Annotated in this window: 15 protein-coding genes; 3 read left to right on the top strand and 12 right to left on the bottom strand. The window is 59.4% G+C overall.

The features are described from left to right. Window positions 1-553: 553 nt before the first annotated feature. Genes ACYSTU_RS24250 through ACYSTU_RS24235 form a run of 4 tightly spaced genes read right to left on the bottom strand, consistent with a single transcriptional unit; the run spans window position 554 to window position 3,978 of the window. Window positions 554-1,711: an osmoprotectant ABC transporter ATP-binding protein OsmV gene (locus ACYSTU_RS24250; protein ID WP_016771732.1), complete on the bottom strand. Its 1,158-nt coding sequence runs from the start codon at window positions 1,709-1,711 to the stop codon at window positions 554-556. After that, window positions 1,708-2,361, bottom strand: coding sequence for an ABC transporter permease (locus ACYSTU_RS24245; RefSeq protein WP_123443381.1), 654 nt, complete (start codon window positions 2,359-2,361; stop codon window positions 1,708-1,710). Before ACYSTU_RS24245 ends, ACYSTU_RS24250 begins: the two co-directional genes overlap by 4 nt. Window positions 2,362-2,374: 13 nt before the next feature. Continuing rightward, a complete protein-coding gene (locus ACYSTU_RS24240) occupies window positions 2,375-3,268 on the bottom strand; it encodes a glycine betaine ABC transporter substrate-binding protein (RefSeq protein ID WP_130927378.1) in 894 nt (297 codons plus the stop codon). A gap of 20 nt (window positions 3,269-3,288) precedes the next feature. Continuing rightward, window positions 3,289-3,978 (bottom strand): ABC transporter permease, encoded by a 690-nt coding sequence (locus ACYSTU_RS24235; protein WP_166554532.1) that lies wholly within the window; start codon window positions 3,976-3,978, stop codon window positions 3,289-3,291. Between the two features lie 357 nt (window positions 3,979-4,335). Between ACYSTU_RS24235 and ACYSTU_RS24230 the strand changes: the two genes are divergently transcribed. The 3 genes from ACYSTU_RS24230 to ACYSTU_RS24220 all read left to right on the top strand — a co-directional run bounded on the left by ACYSTU_RS24230 (window position 4,336) and on the right by ACYSTU_RS24220 (window position 8,389). Beyond that, the gene (locus ACYSTU_RS24230; protein WP_016771727.1) at window positions 4,336-5,919 is read left to right on the top strand and encodes a peptide chain release factor 3; all 1,584 of its coding nucleotides are present in this window, start codon (window positions 4,336-4,338) and stop codon (window positions 5,917-5,919) included. A gap of 916 nt (window positions 5,920-6,835) precedes the next feature. Then, on the top strand, window positions 6,836-7,966 hold the full coding sequence (locus ACYSTU_RS24225) for an MFS transporter (protein WP_499002048.1): 1,131 nt from the start codon (window positions 6,836-6,838) through the stop codon (window positions 7,964-7,966). A 159-nt stretch (window positions 7,967-8,125) separates the two neighbouring features. Continuing rightward, window positions 8,126-8,389, top strand: coding sequence for a hypothetical protein (locus ACYSTU_RS24220; RefSeq protein WP_016771725.1), 264 nt, complete (start codon window positions 8,126-8,128; stop codon window positions 8,387-8,389). Between the two features lie 207 nt (window positions 8,390-8,596). Here the strand turns inward: ACYSTU_RS24220 and ACYSTU_RS24215 are convergent, their stop codons facing one another. The 8 genes from ACYSTU_RS24215 to ACYSTU_RS24180 all read right to left on the bottom strand — a co-directional run bounded on the left by ACYSTU_RS24215 (window position 8,597) and on the right by ACYSTU_RS24180 (window position 19,373). Then, the gene (locus ACYSTU_RS24215; RefSeq protein WP_071174376.1) at window positions 8,597-9,577 is read right to left on the bottom strand and encodes a peptide ABC transporter ATP-binding protein; all 981 of its coding nucleotides are present in this window, start codon (window positions 9,575-9,577) and stop codon (window positions 8,597-8,599) included. After that, entirely contained in the window at window positions 9,577-10,545 is a 969-nt protein-coding gene (locus tag ACYSTU_RS24210) for an ABC transporter ATP-binding protein (protein ID WP_016771722.1), read from the bottom strand. Before ACYSTU_RS24210 ends, ACYSTU_RS24215 begins: the two co-directional genes overlap by 1 nt. 10 nt (window positions 10,546-10,555) lie before the next feature. Continuing rightward, window positions 10,556-11,482: an ABC transporter permease subunit gene (locus tag ACYSTU_RS24205; RefSeq protein WP_016771721.1), complete on the bottom strand. Its 927-nt coding sequence runs from the start codon at window positions 11,480-11,482 to the stop codon at window positions 10,556-10,558. A gap of 11 nt (window positions 11,483-11,493) precedes the next feature. Continuing rightward, window positions 11,494-12,504, bottom strand: coding sequence for an ABC transporter permease subunit (locus ACYSTU_RS24200; RefSeq protein ID WP_016771720.1), 1,011 nt, complete (start codon window positions 12,502-12,504; stop codon window positions 11,494-11,496). Between the two features lie 73 nt (window positions 12,505-12,577). Continuing rightward, a complete protein-coding gene (locus ACYSTU_RS24195; protein ID WP_024011590.1) occupies window positions 12,578-14,173 on the bottom strand; it encodes an ABC transporter substrate-binding protein in 1,596 nt (531 codons plus the stop codon). Window positions 14,174-14,250: 77 nt separating this feature from the next. After that, window positions 14,251-15,672 carry an OprD family porin gene (locus ACYSTU_RS24190; RefSeq protein ID WP_136491940.1) on the bottom strand — a complete coding sequence of 474 codons (1,422 nt, stop codon included), beginning with the start codon at window positions 15,670-15,672 and terminating at the stop codon, window positions 14,251-14,253. Between the two features lie 176 nt (window positions 15,673-15,848). After that, complete coding sequence (locus ACYSTU_RS24185) at window positions 15,849-17,447, bottom strand: ABC transporter substrate-binding protein (RefSeq protein ID WP_136491941.1); 1,599 nt, start codon at window positions 17,445-17,447, stop codon at window positions 15,849-15,851. A 300-nt stretch (window positions 17,448-17,747) separates the two neighbouring features. Further along, window positions 17,748-19,373 carry an ABC transporter substrate-binding protein gene (locus ACYSTU_RS24180; protein WP_016771716.1) on the bottom strand — a complete coding sequence of 542 codons (1,626 nt, stop codon included), beginning with the start codon at window positions 19,371-19,373 and terminating at the stop codon, window positions 17,748-17,750. Window positions 19,374-19,623 lie beyond the last annotated feature (250 nt).

Below are 19,623 nucleotides of genomic sequence, written 5' to 3'. Positions count from 1 at the left end.
AGGCATTGCCGCCGAAAGCAAAAAGGCCTGGGGATGTGCAGCTGTCCCTTGGCCTCGCTGTCTCGTCGTCAGTACTTGAGCCGGATGGATCGTTTCCAGCATGGACGTTCGGCGCGAACTTTAGGGCGTGAGGGGCGCGAGATCAACTAAAAATGTCGCGTTTTTGCACGCTTCTGACGTGCGTCGCGTTCATCACTCCTTTTACCCGACCGAGATGACGGGCAGATGTTCCCGGTGAATTTTCGAGTGTTAAACATATCTGCACGTTCGTGGCTTTTGTCGGCTAGATCGCAGGTAAGTGTGATAGCGGCAACATCGGCGACGTTGGCGTCGAGAGAGGGTGCTGAGGGGGGATTTGGACCTTGAAGAAGCTGAATTGATGACGCTCTTGCGGGAGAGGCTGTTGAGATTCTTTGTCACCCTGTGAAGATCAACAAAATTGCGTAGATCCTGTGGGAGCGAGCTTGCTCGCGAAGGCATTTTCACAGTCGACATCGTTGTTGACTGATATTTCGCTTTCGCGAGCAAGCTCGCTCCCACAGGGTCTGTATTTTTAGGCGACGACGGTCTCAGCCGGCGAGACGATACTGGTCTTCATCCCCCGCGAACGTCCCGAGCTGAGGTATGCCGCGATCGATTCCTGCGTCACTTCACCGAGGAATACCCGTTCGGCATCCATCACCGGCAGCCAGGCGCGGTTGAACTCGTACATGCGCGACAACAGGATGCGCAGGTGCTCGTCGTACGCCGCAGTGGCGTTGAACTCACGCAGGAATTGCGCGCAGGTGCCGGTCTGGCGATGCAGGTCGCGACGGCGCACGTAACCCAGCGCCTTGTTCTCGGCGCAGGTGACCACGACGTAGCGACGGTCATGTTCGTCCATCAATTCCAGCGCATCGGCCACTGGCGTTTCCGGGCTGACCGACGGCGCGTTGTCCGCCGCGTCTTCGGCCTTCACCAACAGCAGGCGTTTGAGCGTGCTGTCCTGGCCGACGAAGTTGCTGACGAAATCATCCGCCGGATGCGCCAGCAGGGTGTCCGGATGGTCGATCTGCAGCAGCTTGCCGGCGCGGAAGATAGCGATCTTGTCGCCCAGTTTGATCGCTTCGTCGATGTCGTGGCTGACCATGATCACGGTCTTGTTCAGCGCGCGCTGCATCTCGAAGAATTCGTTCTGGATCATCTCGCGGTTGATCGGGTCGACCGCGCCGAACGGCTCGTCCATCAACAGCAGCGGCGCGTCAGCCGCCAGCGCACGAATCACGCCGATACGCTGTTGCTGACCACCGGACAATTCACGCGGGTAGCGATGCAGATACTGCTTGGGCTCAAGCTTGATCATGCTCATCAGTTCGCGGGCGCGGTCGTGGCATTTCTGTTTGTCCCAGCCGAGCAGTTTCGGCACCACGACGATGTTCTCTTCGATGGTCATGTTCGGGAACAGACCAATCTGCTGAATCACGTAGCCGATGTTGCGGCGCAGGGTCACTTCGTCGAGATCGGTGGTGTCTTCGCCGTTGATGAGGATCTTGCCCGAGGTCGGTTTGATCAGGCGGTTGATCATTTTCAGCGTGGTGCTTTTGCCGCAACCCGATGGCCCGAGGAACACGCAAATCTCGCCTTCATTGACGGTCAGGCTTACCGAGTCCACGGCTTTGACATCTTTGCCGTTGCTTTGGAAAGTTTTGCTGAGGTTTTGAAGTTCGATCATTTCAGGAGTCCTTTTGGAGTCAGCGTGCGTTGCAGCCACTGCAGGAGGAGGTCGGCGAAGATCGCCAGAAGACTGACCAGCAGCGCGCCGACGATAAGCATCGACATGTCACTGCGGCTGATGGAGGCGAGGATCAACACACCGAGGCCGCCGGCGCCGATGGTCGCGGCGATGGTCATCACGCCGATGTTCATCACCACGGCGGTGCGCACGCCAGCGAGGATTACCGGCACCGCGATCGGCAGTTCAACCATGCGCAGGCGCTGGCCGAAGGTCATGCCGATGCCGCGCGCGGCTTCGCGGATGCCCGGCTCGACGCCGGTCAGGGCGAGGTAGGTGTTGCGCATGATCGGCAGCAACGAATAGAGGAACACGGCGGTGATTGCCGGCAGCGGCCCCAGCCCTTGGCCGAACTTGGAGTAGAACGGCAGCAGCAGACCGAACAGGGCAATCGACGGCACGGTCAGCAGCACCGTGGCGCTGGCTTGCAGCGGGCCGGCGAGGGTGGGAAAACGCGTCATCAGGATGCCCAGCGGCACGCCGATGACGATCGCCAGGGTCACGGCGATGCCGACCAGAGTGATGTGCTGCCAGGTCAGGTGCATCACCTGCTGCCAGTCGAGATGGGAAAAGGCGTTCAGGAATTCCATGACTTCTCCTCTCTTAATTCAGTGGGTGCTGGCGCAGGAAATCGGCGGCAACGGACGATGGGCTTTCGTGGTCGACGTCGACCCGCGCGTTGAGCTGGCGCATGGTTTCGTCGTCGAACAGTTCGGCCAGCGGCTTGAGTTGTTCGGCCAGTTTGGGGTTGGCATTCAGTGTGGCCTGACGCACCACGGGAGCGGCGGTGTAGTCGGGGAAGTAATGCTTGTCGTCTTCCAGCAATTTCAGGCCGAAGGCATTGAGACGGCCATCGGTGGTGTAGACCAGACCGGCAAACACCTGACCGTTACGCAGCGCGGTGTAAACCAGGCCGGCGTCCATCTGGCGGATGTTCTTGCGGGTCAGGTTCATGTCGTAGAGCTTGACCATGCCGTCGAGACCGTCAGAGCGGTTGGCGAACTCGGTATCCAGCGCCACCAGGTGGTTGGTCTTGGCCTCGGCGCGCAGCACTTCGTTGAGCTGGCTGATATTGCCGATCTGCGGGTATTGCTCGGCGACTTTTTTCGGCAAAGCGAGGGCATAGGTGTTGCTGAATTTCGACGGCGTCAGCCAGACCAGGCCTTTTTTCGCGTCGAGTTCTTTGACCCGGGCGTAGGATTGCGCGCTGTCGAGTTTCTCGGTGACATGGTTGTAGGCCACCAGCGACACGCCGGTGTATTCCCAGAGCAGGTCCAATTGGCCGCTTTCGTGGGCGCTGCGGGCGAGGTTGCTGCCCAGACCGCCGGTGATCTGCGCGTCGTAGCCTTTGCTGCGCAGGTATTGCGCGGTGATTTCGGCGAGCAGGGTCTGCTCTGTGAAGACCCGGGCGCCGAGGCGGATCACTGGTTTTTCAGCGGCTTGCGCGATTCCTGCGAACAGCAGGACGCAGCCTAAGATCAAGCTAAGTCGTTTCATAAATATTCCTTCGCAAAGCCTTAAGACGGGCGCAAACCGCGTTCCAGCCATAAGCGGCTGGCGAGGGTGACCACGCCATCGAGCAACAGCGCCAACAGCGCGGTGCACGCGGCGCCGAGCAGCAGTTGCGGCTGATTGTTCAGGGCGATGCCGGGGAAGATCAGGCTGCCGAGGCTGTTGGCGCCGATCAGGAACGCCAGCGGCGCGGTGCCGACGTTGATCGCCAGCGCGACACGCACGCCACCGACGATGATCGGCACGGCGTTGGGCAATTCGACTTTCCACAACACTTGGCGCGGGGTCATGCCGATGCCGACAGCGGCTTCCTTCAGCGAGCCCTGCACATTTTTCAGGCCTTCATAGGTGTTGCGCACGATCGGCAACAGCGAGGCGAGGAACAGGGCGAAGATCGCCGGGCCACTGCCGATGCCGAGGATGCCCAGCGCAATCGCGAGCACGGCCAGCGGTGGCACGGTGTTGCCGATATTGAAGATCTGCATGAAGCGTTCGGCGCGGCCGACCATGCTCGGGCGGCTGAGGAAGATACCGGCGGGAATGCCCACGACAAGGGCGGCCAGCATGGAAGCGAGGACGAGAATCAGATGAGCTTGCAGGTAAAACAACAAATCGTCGCGGTAGTGTTCGATCGTGTTGATGCCGATCCAGTGGACCAGCAGGGCCAGGAGCGCGATCACCACCGCACCTCCCATCAGCCCTTTGCCATAGCGGATAGCCACAGGCGGACTCCTTTTTTTGTAGTCGGCGAGCGCTGCTCCGCGTGGCAAGCCATTCCTGGCTGCCGGAGTCAGCGTTCGCGAAAAGTAGCCGTTTTCCAGCACCGGCCAAGCGGTGCGAAAGCGAGCCATGAGCGCAGCCTCGTCAGGCTAACTTGCTGATTTTTCAGCCCCTGACGAAAGTTCGTAACAGGGGATGGACGTCTCCGTGCTTTAAAAGGTTCCCATCTGCGGCAGCATTTGGCCACCCTTAATGTGCTCAACGGTTCGGTTATTGCAGCGAGTTGGGCTATAATCGCGGCCCTTTTTTGAATCACCGCCAGGCGATTTCCCATGACCCAACAGGCCGCCGAAGTCGCGAAACGCCGCACTTTCGCCATTATTTCCCACCCCGATGCCGGTAAAACCACGATCACCGAAAAGCTCCTGTTGATGGGCAAGGCGATTGCAGTGGCCGGTACGGTGAAATCCCGTAAATCCGATCGCCATGCGACATCCGACTGGATGGAGATGGAGAAGCAGCGGGGTATTTCCATTACTACGTCGGTCATGCAGTTCCCCTATCGCGAACACATGATCAACCTGCTCGACACCCCGGGCCACGAAGACTTCTCCGAAGACACCTACCGCACCCTGACAGCGGTGGACTCGGCATTGATGGTGCTCGACGGCGGTAAGGGTGTTGAGCCTCGGACCATTGCGCTGATGGACGTCTGCCGTCTGCGTGACACGCCGATCGTCAGCTTCATCAACAAGCTCGACCGTGACATCCGCGACCCGATCGAACTGCTCGACGAGATCGAAGCCGTTCTGAAGATCAAGGCTGCGCCGATCACCTGGCCGATCGGTTGCTACCGCGATTTCAAGGGCGTGTATCACCTGGCCGACGACTACATCATTGTTTACACCGCCGGTCACGGTCACGAGCGCACCGAAACCAAGATCATCGAGAAACTCGACTCCGACGAGGCGCGCGCGCACTTGGGCGATGAGTACGAGCGCTTCATCGAACAGCTGGAACTGGTGCAGGGCGCCTGCCACGAATTCAACCAGCAGGAATTCCTCGACGGCCAGTTGACCCCGGTGTTCTTCGGTACCGCGCTGGGCAACTTCGGTGTCGACCACGTGCTCGATGCTGTCGTCGATTGGGCGCCGCGTCCGCTGGCCCGTGTAGCCAACGAGCGTACTGTCGAGCCGGTGGAAGAGAAGTTCTCGGGCTTCATCTTCAAGATCCAGGCGAACATGGACCCGAAACACCGCGACCGCATCGCCTTCATGCGTATCTGCTCCGGCAAGTACGAAAAAGGCATGAAGATGCGCCACGTGCGTACCGGCAAGGACGTGCGCATCGGCGACGCCCTGACGTTCTTCTCCTCCGAGCGTGAGCAACTGGAAGAGGCCTACGCCGGCGACATCATCGGTCTGCACAACCACGGCACGATCCAGATTGGCGACACCTTCAGCGAAGGCGAAGTCCTCGGTTTCACCGGTATTCCGCACTTCGCCCCGGAACTGTTCCGTCGCGTGCGTCTGCGTGATCCGCTGAAGTCCAAGCAGTTGCGTCAGGGCTTGCAGCAGTTGGCGGAAGAGGGCGCGACGCAGGTGTTCTTTCCCGAGCGCAGCAACGACATCATTCTCGGCGCCGTCGGTGTGCTGCAGTTCGATGTGGTCGCCAGCCGTTTGAAAGAGGAATACAAGGTCGAGTGCTCGTATGAGCCGATCACCGTGTATTCGGCGCGCTGGATCGAATGTGACGACAAGAAGAAGCTTGAGGAATTCTCCAACAAAGCGGTGGAGAACCTCGCGCTGGATGGCGGTGGTCACCTGACTTACCTGGCGCCGACGCGGGTGAATCTGGCGTTGATGGAAGAGCGCTGGCCGGATGTGAAATTCCGCGCGACGCGGGAGCATCATTAAGGTTTGAGGTGTTTTTCTGAAAGCCCCTGAGGTGTAGGCCTTGGGGGCTTTTTTATGGGCTGCCGGTTTTGCTCTTGGCGGCCGTTGGGCCGACCAGGCTGTTGGGGTTTTGGGTGAATATCCGTTGCTGCGGGTGCTGCGGCTGGCGGTTTCGCCCTTACGGCGAGTCACCTTTTTCAAACGCCAAAAAGGTAACCGAAAAGGCTTGCTCCTACGTTCGGCCCTCGCAGGCTCGGGTTCCTTCGCTCCGGGATCGATCCGGGCGCAGCGGCTACGGTTTGCTTCGCTGCACCTCCTTCCGCTGTGTTCGACTGCGTCGAACGGTCGCTACGCTCCCACCCCCGGATCAATCCCTACACTCAGCCTTCCGACGTCGCCAGTGGATCAACAGCAAGATCAAAAGCACTCGAGCTTGCGCTCATTGTTGAGTGGGGCGGCTTCGCCGCGAGCAGCTGCGCTGCTTTGCGGTTGCATTGTGGGAGCGAGCCTGCTCGCGAAGGCGGCCTGATAGCCGGCCTGTTTCTGAGGAGGTACGCGGTCAAATTGTAGGAGTGAGCCTGCTCGCGAAGCGGCCTGACAGCCGGCCTGTTTCTGAGGAGGTACGCGGTCAAATTGTGGGAGCGAGCCTGCTCGCGAAGGCAATCTGCGAGCCGACGATTTTCTGCTTGATGCACTCAATCCAATTCGGTCGTTGAAGACTGCGAGCCTGAAAAGCAAGGTCAAAAGTTCTCAGCCTGCGACATTTCCTACAGCGTGTTGTAGGGCGGTTCCTTTTTCCCGTGTTTTGGATGTGCTGGTATGCGACAACCGCCATGTTGACCGGTAGTGTTCCAGTCCCTGCAAGTCGTTCGAAGAGGTCAATGGAGTGACAAGTCGGCTGAATCCCCTGCTGCTTCTTAAAGGCTATTTCACCCCCATGGCCTGGGTCCTCGCGGCGCTGTTGTTCATCAATCGCCTCAGCGCCATGGTCAAGCTGTTCATGGCGCTGTACCTGCGTCAGGAGCTGGGCCTGGCGATTGAAACCGTGGGTTGGTTGCTTTCAGCCTATGGCGCCGGGTTGCTGGTCGGTTCGATGCTCGGTGGTTGGCTCAGTGATCATGTGCGCACGGCGCGGCTGACGGCGGCGCTGTTTTTCGTTTCGGTGTGGGTGCTGATGCTGTTGGGGCTGGTGACGCAGGTGCCGTGGCTGGCCGGTTTGCTGTTGCTCAGCGGTGTCATCGACGGCGCGATTCGGACGTTGCATCAGCGCCTGATCATGGAGTATTGCGAGGTCGCGCAACGCTCGCGTGCGCAGGCTCTGAGCCGGGTCGCGCGTAATCTGGGCATGGCCGCTGCCGGGGTGGCGGGCGGAGTGCTGGCTCAGGCGGATTTTCGTTGGGTGTTTTTTGCCAGTGCGGCGATGACGATGCTGGCGTTGCTGTGGTTCGTGCGCACGACGTGGCGGCGGCCGGTGCTGGTGGTTGAAGACGAATCGACCGATGGCTCAAGCCTGCCGTATCGCGACAAGCCGTTCCTCTGGCTGCTGGCGGCGACGGCCGTGCTCGGCATTGCGTTCGACACGGTCTACAGCACGCTGGGCAATTATCTGCGTGATTACTACCACCTAAGCACCGAAGCGATCGGTTGGCAGTTCGGGCTCAATGCGCTGTTGGTGATCGCTTTGCAAATCCCGCTGTCGCACTCGGTCGAGCGTTGGGGCTCGCGTTGGCAAATGCTCGTGGGCAGTGTGCTGTTGGCCTGCGGATTGGGCATGTTGCCGTTCGGTTCCGGCTTGGCTTTTGTCTGTCTGTCGACACTGATCTGGACGCTGGGCGAGGCCTTGTTCATGCCGCCGTTGAATGTACTGGCGATGCAGTTTGCCCAGAGCGGCAAGAGCGGTCAGTACTTCGGCTTGTTCTTCATGAGCTGGAGTGCCAGCGCGCTGTTGTCGCCGGTGCTCAGTGGGCAGCTCTATGGCGAGTTTGGCGGGCACAGCGTCTGGGTGATGAGTGCGCTGCTGGTGTTGATCTCCATTCCACTGACCTGGCAGGCCACGCGCGGCGCTTAGCTGATTCGGTTATCAGGGTTATTCGAAAGCAATCTGGCGGTCGATGGCATTTCTGCCTGCGCGGTCGCGTCCTAAGTGGTGAGCCGGTCGGATCGCAACTAGATTTCACATCGAGCCAGTCCGGCAAGCATGTCTTAGCGCAACAGGATGGAGTCGGCCATGAAAAGCAGATTGCTACGGGTTTTGATGTTGTTGAAAGTGATGGTGATGCTATCCCTCGGCACCGCAACGGCGTGGGCCGAGTGCGAGGATCACGAATCTCAGGCGTTTAACGGCCAGGTAGGGCATAGCGGCCTGATGCTGGCCAAGTCCGAGTCGGAACCGGGGGATATGAATCAGGGTGGCAGCGCCGATGACGACGACTCGACCACGGACGAGCCGGATACCGATGACCCGGATGACGAAGGCGATAGCCAGACATAGATCGCCGGGCAAAGAAAAACCCCTTCGGCCTCGACTGATGCGCAATCGAGGTGGAAGGGGTTTTGTTATCGCATGAATTCCTGAATCAACACGAACTCCCTGTGGGAGCGAGCCTGCTCGCGAAAGCGTCATTTCAGTCGACAATGTTGGTGACTGTTACACCGCATTCGCGAGCAGGCTCGCTCCCACATGAGATATTTCGTGGGCCTACGCCGCGCCGTCGAGAAACTGCTCGGCGTAGTGGCAGGCCACCTGCCGATTATCCAGTTCGCGCAACAGCGGTTCTTCCGTGCTGCAACGTTCGGTCGCGTACGGGCAGCGCTTGTGGAAAGCACAGCCTGGTGGCGGGTTCAGCGGGTTGGGCAGTTCGCCGACGATCTTGATTTTCGGCTTGTTCGGGTCCGGGTGGATGGTCGGGGTCGCCGACAACAGCGCCTGGGTGTACGGGTGAAGCGGGCGTTCGTAGATGTCGTTTTTCGGACCCAGTTCAACCGGGCGACCGAGGTACATCACCATCACGTCATCGGCCACATGTTGCACCACCGCAAGGTTGTGCGAGATGAACACGTAGGCGGTGTTGAACTCCTGCTGCAAATCCATGAACAGGTTCAGCACCTGGGCCTGAATCGACACGTCCAGCGCCGAAGTCGGTTCGTCCGCCACCAGCACTTTCGGTTGCAGCATCATTGCCCGCGCCAGAGCGATACGCTGGCGCTGACCGCCGGAGAACATGTGCGGATAGCGCTGGTAATGCTCAGGGCGCAAGCCGACCTGCTTCATCATCGCCTGGACTTTCTCGCGACGTTCGGTGGCCGACAGCTTGGTGTTGATCAGCAGCGGTTCGGCCAGTTGATCACCGATTTTCTGCCGTGGGTTCAACGACGCATACGGGCTCTGAAACACCATCTGTACGTCTTTGCGCAGTTGCTTGCGCTCGGCCTTGTCGGCGCCGGCAACTTCCTGACCGGCGATCTGCAGCGAGCCCGACGACGGCTCTTCAATCAGCGTCAGGGCGCGGGCGAGAGTGGATTTGCCGCAGCCCGACTCACCCACTACGGCGAGGGTCTTGCCGGCTTCCAGTTCGAACGACACGCCGTTGAGCGCGCGCACGGTGGCGTGGCCCTTGAACAGGCCACGGGAGACTTCGTAGTGACGGGTCAGGTCGCGGGCGGTAAGTACGACGGCCATTACGCCACCTCCTGGTTCAGCGGGTAGAAGCAGCGGGCGAGGCTGTTGGCTTTCGGATCAAGGCCCGGGCGCTGGGTGCGGCAGTTGTCCTGCACGTACGGGCAGCGCGGCGACAGCAGGCAACCCTGCGGACGGTCGTAGCGGCCCGGGACGATGCCCGGCAAGGTCGACAGACGCGAGGCGCCGAGGCTGTGCTCGGGAATCGCCTTGAGCAGCGCTTCGCTGTACGGGTGCGCCGGGATGTCGAACAGTTGCGGCACCTGACCGACTTCAACCGCCTGGCCGGCGTACATCACGCAGACGCGCTGGGCAGTTTCCGCCACGACCGCGAGGTCGTGAGTGATCAACACCAGGCCCATGTTCTGCTCTTTCTGCAACGCCAGCAGCAGATCCATGATCTGCGCCTGAATCGTCACGTCCAGCGCGGTGGTCGGTTCGTCGGCGATCAACAGTTTCGGCTCGCCGGCAATCGCCATGGCGATCGCGACGCGCTGGCTCATACCGCCAGACAGTTGATGCGGATAGGCGTCCATACGACTGGCGGCGCCCGGGATCTCGACTTTTTCCAGCAGTTCGATGGCACGCTTGCGCGCTTGCTTGCCAGACATTTTCAGGTGCAGGCGAAGCACTTCCTCGATCTGGAAACCGACGGTGTAGCTAGGGTTCAGTGCGGTCATCGGGTCCTGGAAGACCATCGACAGGTCTTTGCCGACGATCTGCCGACGCTGACGATTGCTCAGTTTGAGCATGTCCTTGCCGTCGAAGCTGAGCGAGTCAGCGGTGACGATGCCGGGATGCTCGATCAGGCCCATCAGCGCCATCATGGTCACGGATTTACCCGAACCCGACTCGCCAACGATGGCCAGTACTTCGCCCTTGTCGACCTTGAGGTCTAGGCCGTCGACCACCGGGGTCGCGGTCTTGTCGCCGAAGCGGACGTTGAGATTCTTGATTTCTAGCAGTGACATTTGAATCTCCTCAGGCGGCGTTCTTGAGTTTCGGGTCCAGCGCATCGCGCAGGCCGTCGCCCATCAAGTTGATTGCCAGCACGCTGAGCAAAATGGTCAGACCAGGCAGACTTACCACCCACCAGGCGCGTTCGATGTAGTCGCGGGCCGAGGCCAGCATGGTGCCCCACTCAGGGGTTGGCGGTTGGACGCCGAGGCCGAGGAAGCCCAGTGCAGCGGCATCGAGAATCGCCGAAGAAAAGCTCAGGGTCGCCTGCACGATCAGCGGCGCCATGCAGTTGGGCAGCACGGTGATGAACATCAGACGCGGCAGACCGGCACCGGCCAGACGCGCGGCGGTGACGTAGTCGCGGTTCAGTTCGCCCATCACGGCAGCACGGGTCAGACGCACGTAGGACGGCAGGGAAACCACGGCAATCGCGATCACGGTGTTGATCAGGCCAGGGCCGAGGATGGCGACGATCGCCACGGCCAGCAGCAGCGACGGCAGGGCCAGCATGATGTCCATCAGACGCATGATGGTCGGGCCGACCACTTTCGGGAAGAAACCGGCGAACAGACCCAGCAGGATCCCCGGAATCAGCGACATCACCACCGACGACAAGCCGATCAGCAACGACAGGCGCGAACCCTGGATCAGACGCGACAGCAGGTCACGGCCGAGTTCATCGGTGCCGAGGAGGAACTGCATCTGCCCGCCTTCGAGCCACGCCGGCGGCGTCAGCAGGAAGTCACGGTATTGCTCGCTCGGATTATGCGGCGCGACCCACGGCGCGAAGATCGCGCAGAAGATGATCAGCAGCATGAACAGCAGGCCGGCAACGGCGCCCTTGTTCTTCGAGAACGCTTGCCAGAATTCTTTGTACGGCGACGGGTACAGCAGGCTTTGATCCACGGCGGACGTGGCGGTGGCTACTGAGGATGTTGGAGTGCTCATGGGTATTGACCTCAGCGCTGATGACGGATGCGTGGGTTGGCAAAGCCGTAGAGGATGTCCACCACGAAGTTGACCAGAATCACCAGGCAGGCGATTAACAGGATGCCGTTTTGCACCACCGGATAGTCCCGGGCGCCGATGGCTTCGATCAGCCATTTACCGATGCCGGGCCAGGAGAAGATGGTTTCCGTCAGGACCGCACCGGCCAGCAAAGTACCGACTTGCAGACCTACAACCGTAAGCACCGGGATCAGTGCGTTACGCAGACCGTGGACGAACACTACGCGCGACGGCGACAGGCCTTTGGCCTTGGCGGTGCGGATGTAGTCTTCGCGCAGCACTTCGAGCATCGACGAACGGGTCATCCGCGCGATTACCGCCAGCGGAATGGTGCCGAGCACGATCGCCGGCAGGATCAGGTGATGCAGGGCGTCGAAGAACGCGCCGACGTCATCGGCCAGCAGCGTGTCGATCAGCATGAAGCCGGTTTTCGGCTCGATGTCATACAGCAGGTCGATGCGCCCGGAAACCGGAGTCCAGCCCAGGCTCACCGAGAAGAACATGATCAGGATCAGGCCCCACCAGAAGATCGGCATCGAATAGCCCGCGAGGGAGATGCCCATCACCCCGTGGTCGAACAGCGATCCTCGTTTGAGTGCCGCGATCACCCCGGCCAGAAGCCCGAGGATGCCAGCGAACAGCAGGGCGGCCATGGACAGTTCCAGGGTCGCCGGGAAAAGAGAGGTGAACTCGGTCCACACACTTTCACGGGTACGCAACGACTCACCGAGATCGCCCTGGGCCAGTTTGCCGATGTAGTCCAGATACTGGGCATACAGCGGCTTGTTCAGCCCCAGGCGTTCCATTGCCTGAGCGTGCATTTCGGGGTCGACCCGACGTTCGCCCATCATCACTTCCACGGGGTCGCCCGGAATCATGCGAATCAACGCGAAAGTCAGCAAGGTGATGCCGAAAAACGTGGGGATCAACAACCCCAGTCGGCGGGCAATAAAACTAAACATCTTGTGTGGTACCTCATCAGCCGGTTAGGCGTGCCCGGTGTTCCATAGGTCAGGAGCACCGGGCGTTTCTTATCTACTTCACCTGGGTGGTGGCGAAGTTATTAGTGGTGAGAGGGCTGATGTGGTAGCCCTCTACATTGTTGCGCATTGCAGTGAACATCCGAGTATGGGCCATGCTGATCCATGGCTGGTCCTGATTAAACAGCACTTGGGCCTGTTCGTAGAGCGCGGCGCGTTCGGCCGGATCTACTTTAGCCCGCGCTTCATCCAGCAGTGCCTGGAATTTCTCGTTGCACCAGCGTGCGTAGTTTTCGCCGTTCTTGGCGGCCTCGCAACTGAGCATAGGCGTCAGGAAGTTATCCGGGTCGCCGTTGTCGCCCGCCCATCCGGCCGAGACCATGTCGTGCTCGCCGGCCTTGGCGCGCTTGAGCATCTCGCCCCATTCCATCACGCGGATGTCGATCTTGATCCCGACTTTCGCCAGGTCAGCCTGCATCATTTGCGCACCGAGCATCGGGTTGGGGTTGGTCGGACCGCCGCCGTTGCGGGTGAACAGGGTGAAGGTGGTGCCTTCCGGAACCCCGGCTTCCTTGAGCAGCGCGCGCGCCTTGTCGAGGTCGCGTGGCGGGTTCTTCAGGTCATGGTTGTAGCCGAGCAGGGTCGGCGGGTACGGGTTGACCGCCACCGACGCGTTACCCTTGCCGAACAGCGCGTTGACGTAGGCTTCCTTGTCGAACGCGATGTCGATGGCTTTGCGCACGCGTACGTCGCTCATGTACTTGTGCTGGGTGTTCATGGCGATGTACGAAACGGTCATCGCGTCCAGCTCGTCGACTTTCAGCTTGCTGTCTTTCTTGATGCTCGGGATGTCATCCGGTTTCGGATACAGCGCAACCTGGCACTCGTTGGCCTTGAGCTTTTGCAGGCGCACGTTGTTGTCGGTGGCGATCGCCAGGATCAACGCGTCGGCCGGCGGCTTGCCACGGAAGTAATCCGGGTTGGCCTTGAAGCGCACCTGCGCATCCTTGGCGTAGCGCTGGAAGATGAACGGGCCGGTGCCGATCGGCTTGTTGTTCAGATCGCCGGTCTTGTTGGCCTTGAGCAACTGGTCGGCGTATTCGGCCGGGTAGATCGACGAGAACGCCATGGCGATGTCAGCCAGGAACGGCGCTTCGCGACGGGTCAGGGTGAACTTGACCGTGTTGTCGTCGACTTTTTCTACGCTTTTGAGCAGTTCCTTGAAGCCCATGCTTTCAAAGTAGGGGAAGCCCACGCTCGACAGTTTGTGCCACGGGTGATTCGGGTCCAGCTGACGCTGGAAGCTCCAGACCACGTCGTCGGCATTCATGTCGCGGGTCGGCTTGAAATATTCGGTGGTGTGAAACTTGACGCCTTTGCGCAGGTGGAACGTGTAGGTCAGGCCGTCTTCGCTGATGTCCCAGGACTCGGCGAGCGCCGGGATCACTTCTGTGGTGCCGGGCTTGAAATCGGCCAGGCGGTTGAAGATGGTTTCGGCCACAGCGTCCGCCGTGACTGCAGTTGTGTACTGGACCATATCGAAGCCTTCCGGGCTGGCTTCGGTGCAGACCACCAAGGGTTTGGCCGAGGCGCCGACAGCGACACTCAGCAACGCAGCCGCGATGGCCGCACGTAGGGGAAGCATTTTCATCGATAACCCTCTGCAATCGGTTGAAGACAGAAAACCGAACGGCCGACTCATCATGAGTCAGCCGTCGGTTGGCGTTTTTACAGAATGTTGAACGGGATGGTGGTTACGAGACGGAACTCGTTGATGTTGCCGTCAGCCTGATGTTCGCTGGCGCGGTGAGTGGTGTACGTCGCGCGAATTGCAGTGGCTTTGAGCGGGCCGCTTTGCACAGCGTAGGAAGCCCCGACACCGTATTCATAGTGAGACTCGCCGTCCATCAGGCTCAGGTCACCACGCTTGGCGCCCGGATCGGTGTAGGCGGTGCCGCGGTAGTGAGTACCGTCGATGCCCCAACCGCGTGCCTGGTAGATATTGAACTTCAGGCCAGGTACGCCGTACTCGGCCATGTTGATGCCGTAGGCGATCTGGAACGACTTCTCGTTCGGGCCGTTGAAGTCCGACAGCAGGGAGTTGGCCAGGTAGATGCCGTTGGTTTCGTGCAGGTAGTCGAAGTACTCGTTACCGTTAACTTCCTGGTACGAGAACGTCAGGCTATGGGCCTGGTGAGTCAGACCCAGCGACAGCGAGTAGGTATCGTTGTCGATGTTGCCCATCAGCTTTTTGCCTTCGTCGACGGTCTTGTAGTAGTTCAGACCGGTGGTCAGGCTCAGCACCTGGCTGTCACCCAGTTCGTGGGTTGCGCCGAAGTAGTACTGGTTCCAGAAGTCTTCCACGTTGGAACCGTAAAAGCTGGTTTTCAGGCTCTTGAACGGTTGGTAGTTGACGCCGGCAACGTAAACCTTGTCGGTCTCCACGCCAGTGGCTGAATACTCGGTGCGAAATTTCGACAGGCTCTGCTCGGTACGAGGGGAAACGCGGTCGAAGCCACCCGCGTCGAACGACAGGTTGTTGAATTCTTCGCTGTGCAGGGTAATACCTTCAAAGCTCGAAGGCAGCGGACGGTTACCGATGACATCGACAATCGGCGTGCTGAAGTTCTGGCGACCTGCGGTCAATGTGGTGTTGGATACACGAAGCTTGACATTGGCCAGACCCAGCTTGCTCCATTGGTCGACAGCGTCGCCGTCGGAATCCGCCAGGGTCCGGTTGGAGCCGCCAGCAATGTCCTTGCGATCACGATCCAGCACAATGGCGTTATAAGCGGCGACTTCGGTGCTCACGCCCACGGTGCCTTGGGTGAAGCCCGAGGTGTAGTTGACGATGGTGCCTTGCACCCAGTTGATCCGGCGTGGCGTCGGAGTGCGTACGGTAGGCGTGGTGTTCTTGTCACTGTTTTTCACGTAGCTGAAACGGTCGTCGCGACGACGCAATTCGTTGGCATACCAGTTACGGGTTGTACCGCCCAGGCTTTGTCCATCGATAAAGCCTTTGGCCTCGCTTTGGGCGCTGCTGCCGGCCAATGTGGTAGGGACGAACTCCTGACTTGCAGGTTCGGCGTACGCGGTAGCAGTGATGCTGCTGATGGCCAGGGCCAGTATCGCGGTGCTGCTCAGTTTCATGGGTGAAGCTCCTTTACTTTCTTTTTATCCCGGCTTTTTTTGGTATGCCGGTTATTGGTTTAGAACTCGTTCACACATCGCAAACGTTTGCAAAAAGCCGGATGGGCGAATTTCGGCAAAGCGCTTGCGTGAGGGGAGTAGACGGCTCCCCTCAGCATTGCGGCTAATCGGTTGGTTTAATCGATACTGACACCCGAGAACACGTTGCGGCCGAACGGGCTGACTTTGAACCCTTCGACCCGGATGCTTAACGGCTGGTTGACCGTCGAGTGGGCGACAGGCGTGATCGGCACTTGCTGTTTAAGCAATTGCTGGGCCTGTTTATAAAGCACGGTGCGCTGGTCGCGGTCGGTGACGACCTTGGCCTGTTTGATCAGCTTGTCGTAAGCCGGGTCGCACCACATGGAGTAGTTGTTGCCGCCGATGGCGTCGCAGCTGTACAGCGTGCCCAGCCAGTTGTCCGGGTCCCCGTTGTCACCGGTCCAGCCGATCAGGCTGACGTCGTGCTCGCCGTTTTTGGTGCGCTTGATGTACTCGCCCCATTCGTAGCTGACGATCTTCACTTTCAGACCGATCTTGGCCCAGTCGGACTGGAGCATTTCGGCCATCAGCTTGGCGTTCGGGTTGTAGGGGCGCTGCACTGGCATCGCCCACAGGGTGATCTCGGTGCCTTCTTTCACGCCGGCGGCCTTGAGCAGTTCCTTGGCTTTTTCCGGGTTGTAGGCTGCGTCCTTGATGGTGTCGTCGTAGGACCACTGGGTCGGTGGCATGGCGTTGACGGCCAGTTGGCCGGCGCCTTGATAAACAGCGTTGAGAATTCCCTGTTTATTCACCGCCATGTCCAGTGCCTGACGCACTTCCAGTTGATCGAACGGCTTGTGGCGCACGTTGTAGGCGATATAGCCGAGGTTGAAACCCGGCTTGGAAATCAGTTGCAGTTTCGGGTCGGCCTTCAGCGCTTCAACATCGGCAGGGCGCGGGTGCAGGGTGATCTGGCACTCGTTGGCCTTGAGCTTCTGCACACGTACCGACGCGTCGGTGTTGATCGCGAAAATCAGGTTCTTCAGCTTGACCCGGCTCGGATCCCAGTACTGCGGGTTACCGGTGTAACGGATGTTCGAGTCTTTCTGGTAGCTCTTGAACACGAACGGCCCGGTGCCGATCGGCTTCTGGTTGATGTCGCTCGGCTTGCCGTCGGCCAGCAGCTTGTCGGCGTATTCGGCAGACAGAATCGAAGCGAAGCTCATGGCGATGTTCTGGATGAACGCGGCGTCGACGCTGTTGAGCGTGAACTCCACGGTCAGCGGCCCGGTCTTCTCGACCTTGGCGATGTTCTTGTTGAGGCTCATCCCGTTGAAGTACGGAAACTCGGTGGGATAGGCCTTGCGGAATGGCTGTTGCGCATCGAGCATGCGAGTGAACGTGAACACGACATCGTCAGCGTTGAAATCGCGGCTCGGCTTGAAGTAAGGGGTTGTATGAAATTTCACGCCTTCACGCAGGTGAAAGGTGTATTTCAGGCCATCTTCGGAAATGTCCCACTTGGTCGCCAGGCCCGGTACGACATTGGTCGCGCCTTTTTCAAACTCGACGAGGCGGTTGTACAGCGGCTCGGCGGCGTCGTTGTCGGTGGCCGTCGTGTACTGCGCGGTATCGAAACCCGCCGGGCTGCCTTCCGAGCAAAACACCAGGCTGTCGCTGGCGGCGTAGCTTGCAGACGTGGCGGCCAACAGGCCGGCGCCCAACAGTGCGGAAAAAATCAAGGTATGGCGCATGACGCTCCCTCTTTTTAGTGTTGTGCAATGCGTCAGGGTCCCTGTCCCGGGACTTTCTGGTCGCATTGAGCTCAATCCAATACGTACGGCAAAACCGGTGGCCCACGCAGACACTGGTCAGTACGCGACGGTAGGCACCGTGCCTCTGGCAGTAAATACGTAATTGCCTTAATGCTCGTAGGAAAAGTCGACGCGCCTATACCGAAGCAATCATCTGCGGCGGATTTGGGTGTAGGCCTTTTCCTTTTTTCCCGGTAGATAAAGCAACGGCGACGTCAGAAACGCCGCCGTTGCAATGTCTTACTTGCTGACGCTGACGCCGTAGAAGGAATTCAGGCCAAATGGGCTGATCTTGAAATCCTGCACGTTGGCGCGCATGGGTTGATACACCGTCGAGTGAGCGATAGGTGTCATTGGAACTGCATCTTTGAGGACGTGTTGCGCCTGTTTGTACAGCTCGGTGCGCTTGCCCTGGTCGGTAGTGCGTTTGGCTTCTTTCACCAGGCCGTCGAACTTCTTGTCGCACCACTTGGAGAAGTTGTTGCCGCTCAGCGAGTCGCAGCCGAACAGAACGTTGAGCCAGTTGTCCGGATCACCATTGTCACCGCTCCAGCCAATGATCATGGCCTGGTTCTCGCCACCTTTGGAACGCTTGATGTACTCGCCCCACTCGTAGCTGGTGATCTTCACTTTCAAGCCGATCTTGGCCCAGTCGGACTGGAGCATTTCAGCCATCAGTTTGGCGTTCGGGTTGTACGGACGCTGCACCGGCATCGCCCACAGGACGATCTCGGTACCTTCCTTGACGCCGGCTTCCTTGAGCAGCTGTTTGGCTTTCTCAGGGTCGTACTTGGCATCCTTGATCGTGGTGTCGTAGGACCACTGGGTCGGCGGCATGGCGTTGACCGCCAGTTGGCCGGCACCCTGGTAAACCGAATCGATGATCTGCGGCTTGTTCACGGCCATGTCCAGCGCCTGGCGCACGCGCAGGTCAGCCAGTGGGTTGGCCTCGTTGCTGCCCTTGACCTTGTCCATCACGTTGTAAGCGATGTAGCCCAGGTTGAAGCCAGCTTGATCCGGCATCTTCAGCGACTTGTCTTCTTTCAGCGCTTTCAGATCGGCCGGACGCGGGAAAAGGGTGACCTGGCACTCGTTCTTCTTCAGCTTCTGGATACGCACCGATGGGTCGGTAGTGATGGCGAAGATCAGGTTGTCGATCTTCACGTCTTCAGGTTTCCAGTAATCCTTGTTGCCGGTGTAACGGATGTTCGAGTCTTTCTGGTAGCTCTTGAACACGAACGGGCCGGTGCCGATCGGCTTCTGGTTGATGTCGGCGGCTTTGCCATCCTTGAGCAGTTGGGCCGCGTATTCGGCGGACTGCACGGACGCGAAGCTCATGGCCATGTTCTGGATGAACGCGGCATCGACTTCTTTCAGAGTGAACTTGACGGTGTGGTCGTCGACTTTATCGATCTTGGTGATGTTGGTGTCCATCCCCATGTCGGTGAAGTACGGGAATTCGGTCGGGTAGGCCTTACGGAACGGGTCGTCCTTGTTGATCATGCGGTTGAACGTAAACAGCACGTCGTCGGCGTTGAATTCACGAGTCGGCTTGAAATACGGGGTGGTGTGGAACTTGACGCCTTCACGCAGGTGGAAGGTGTAAGTCAGGCCATCGTCGGAAATGTCCCACTTGGTCGCCAGACCGGGAATCACGGCGGTGCCGCCGCGCTCGAACTGGGTCAGGCGGTTGAACATGGTTTCGGCTGAGGCGTCGAAGTCGGTTCCGGTGGTGTACTGGCCTGGATCAAAACCGGCCGGGCTCCCTTCGGAGCAGAACACCAGGTTAGTCGCAGCGGTGGCGAAAGGTGCGGAGGCTAACAAGCCTGCGCCGACTAGAAACGGAATGACCGCGTGTTTAAGCATGTTGGCCTCATGATTTGTTGTCATTTTTTAGTTGTGAGGTACGACCTCGTGAGTCGTGCCTGCGGATACTTATGCAGGCCCCATACCCAATGCAAGATCCAGAGCGGTCGGCGGCGTTAAACGGTGGCACGAACGTACCTTAATGTCGCATCCGTATAACTTTTGACGCATTTGACCGTTTGCGGGTGGTTTTTGCGGTGCATTCGCGGCACTGAAATGGTGCGCCGGTCTTGTTCTGTGCGCTTGGGTG

Source organism: Pseudomonas glycinis (assembly GCF_054871425.1).
This window is presented reverse-complemented; position numbering and strand designations above follow the sequence as displayed.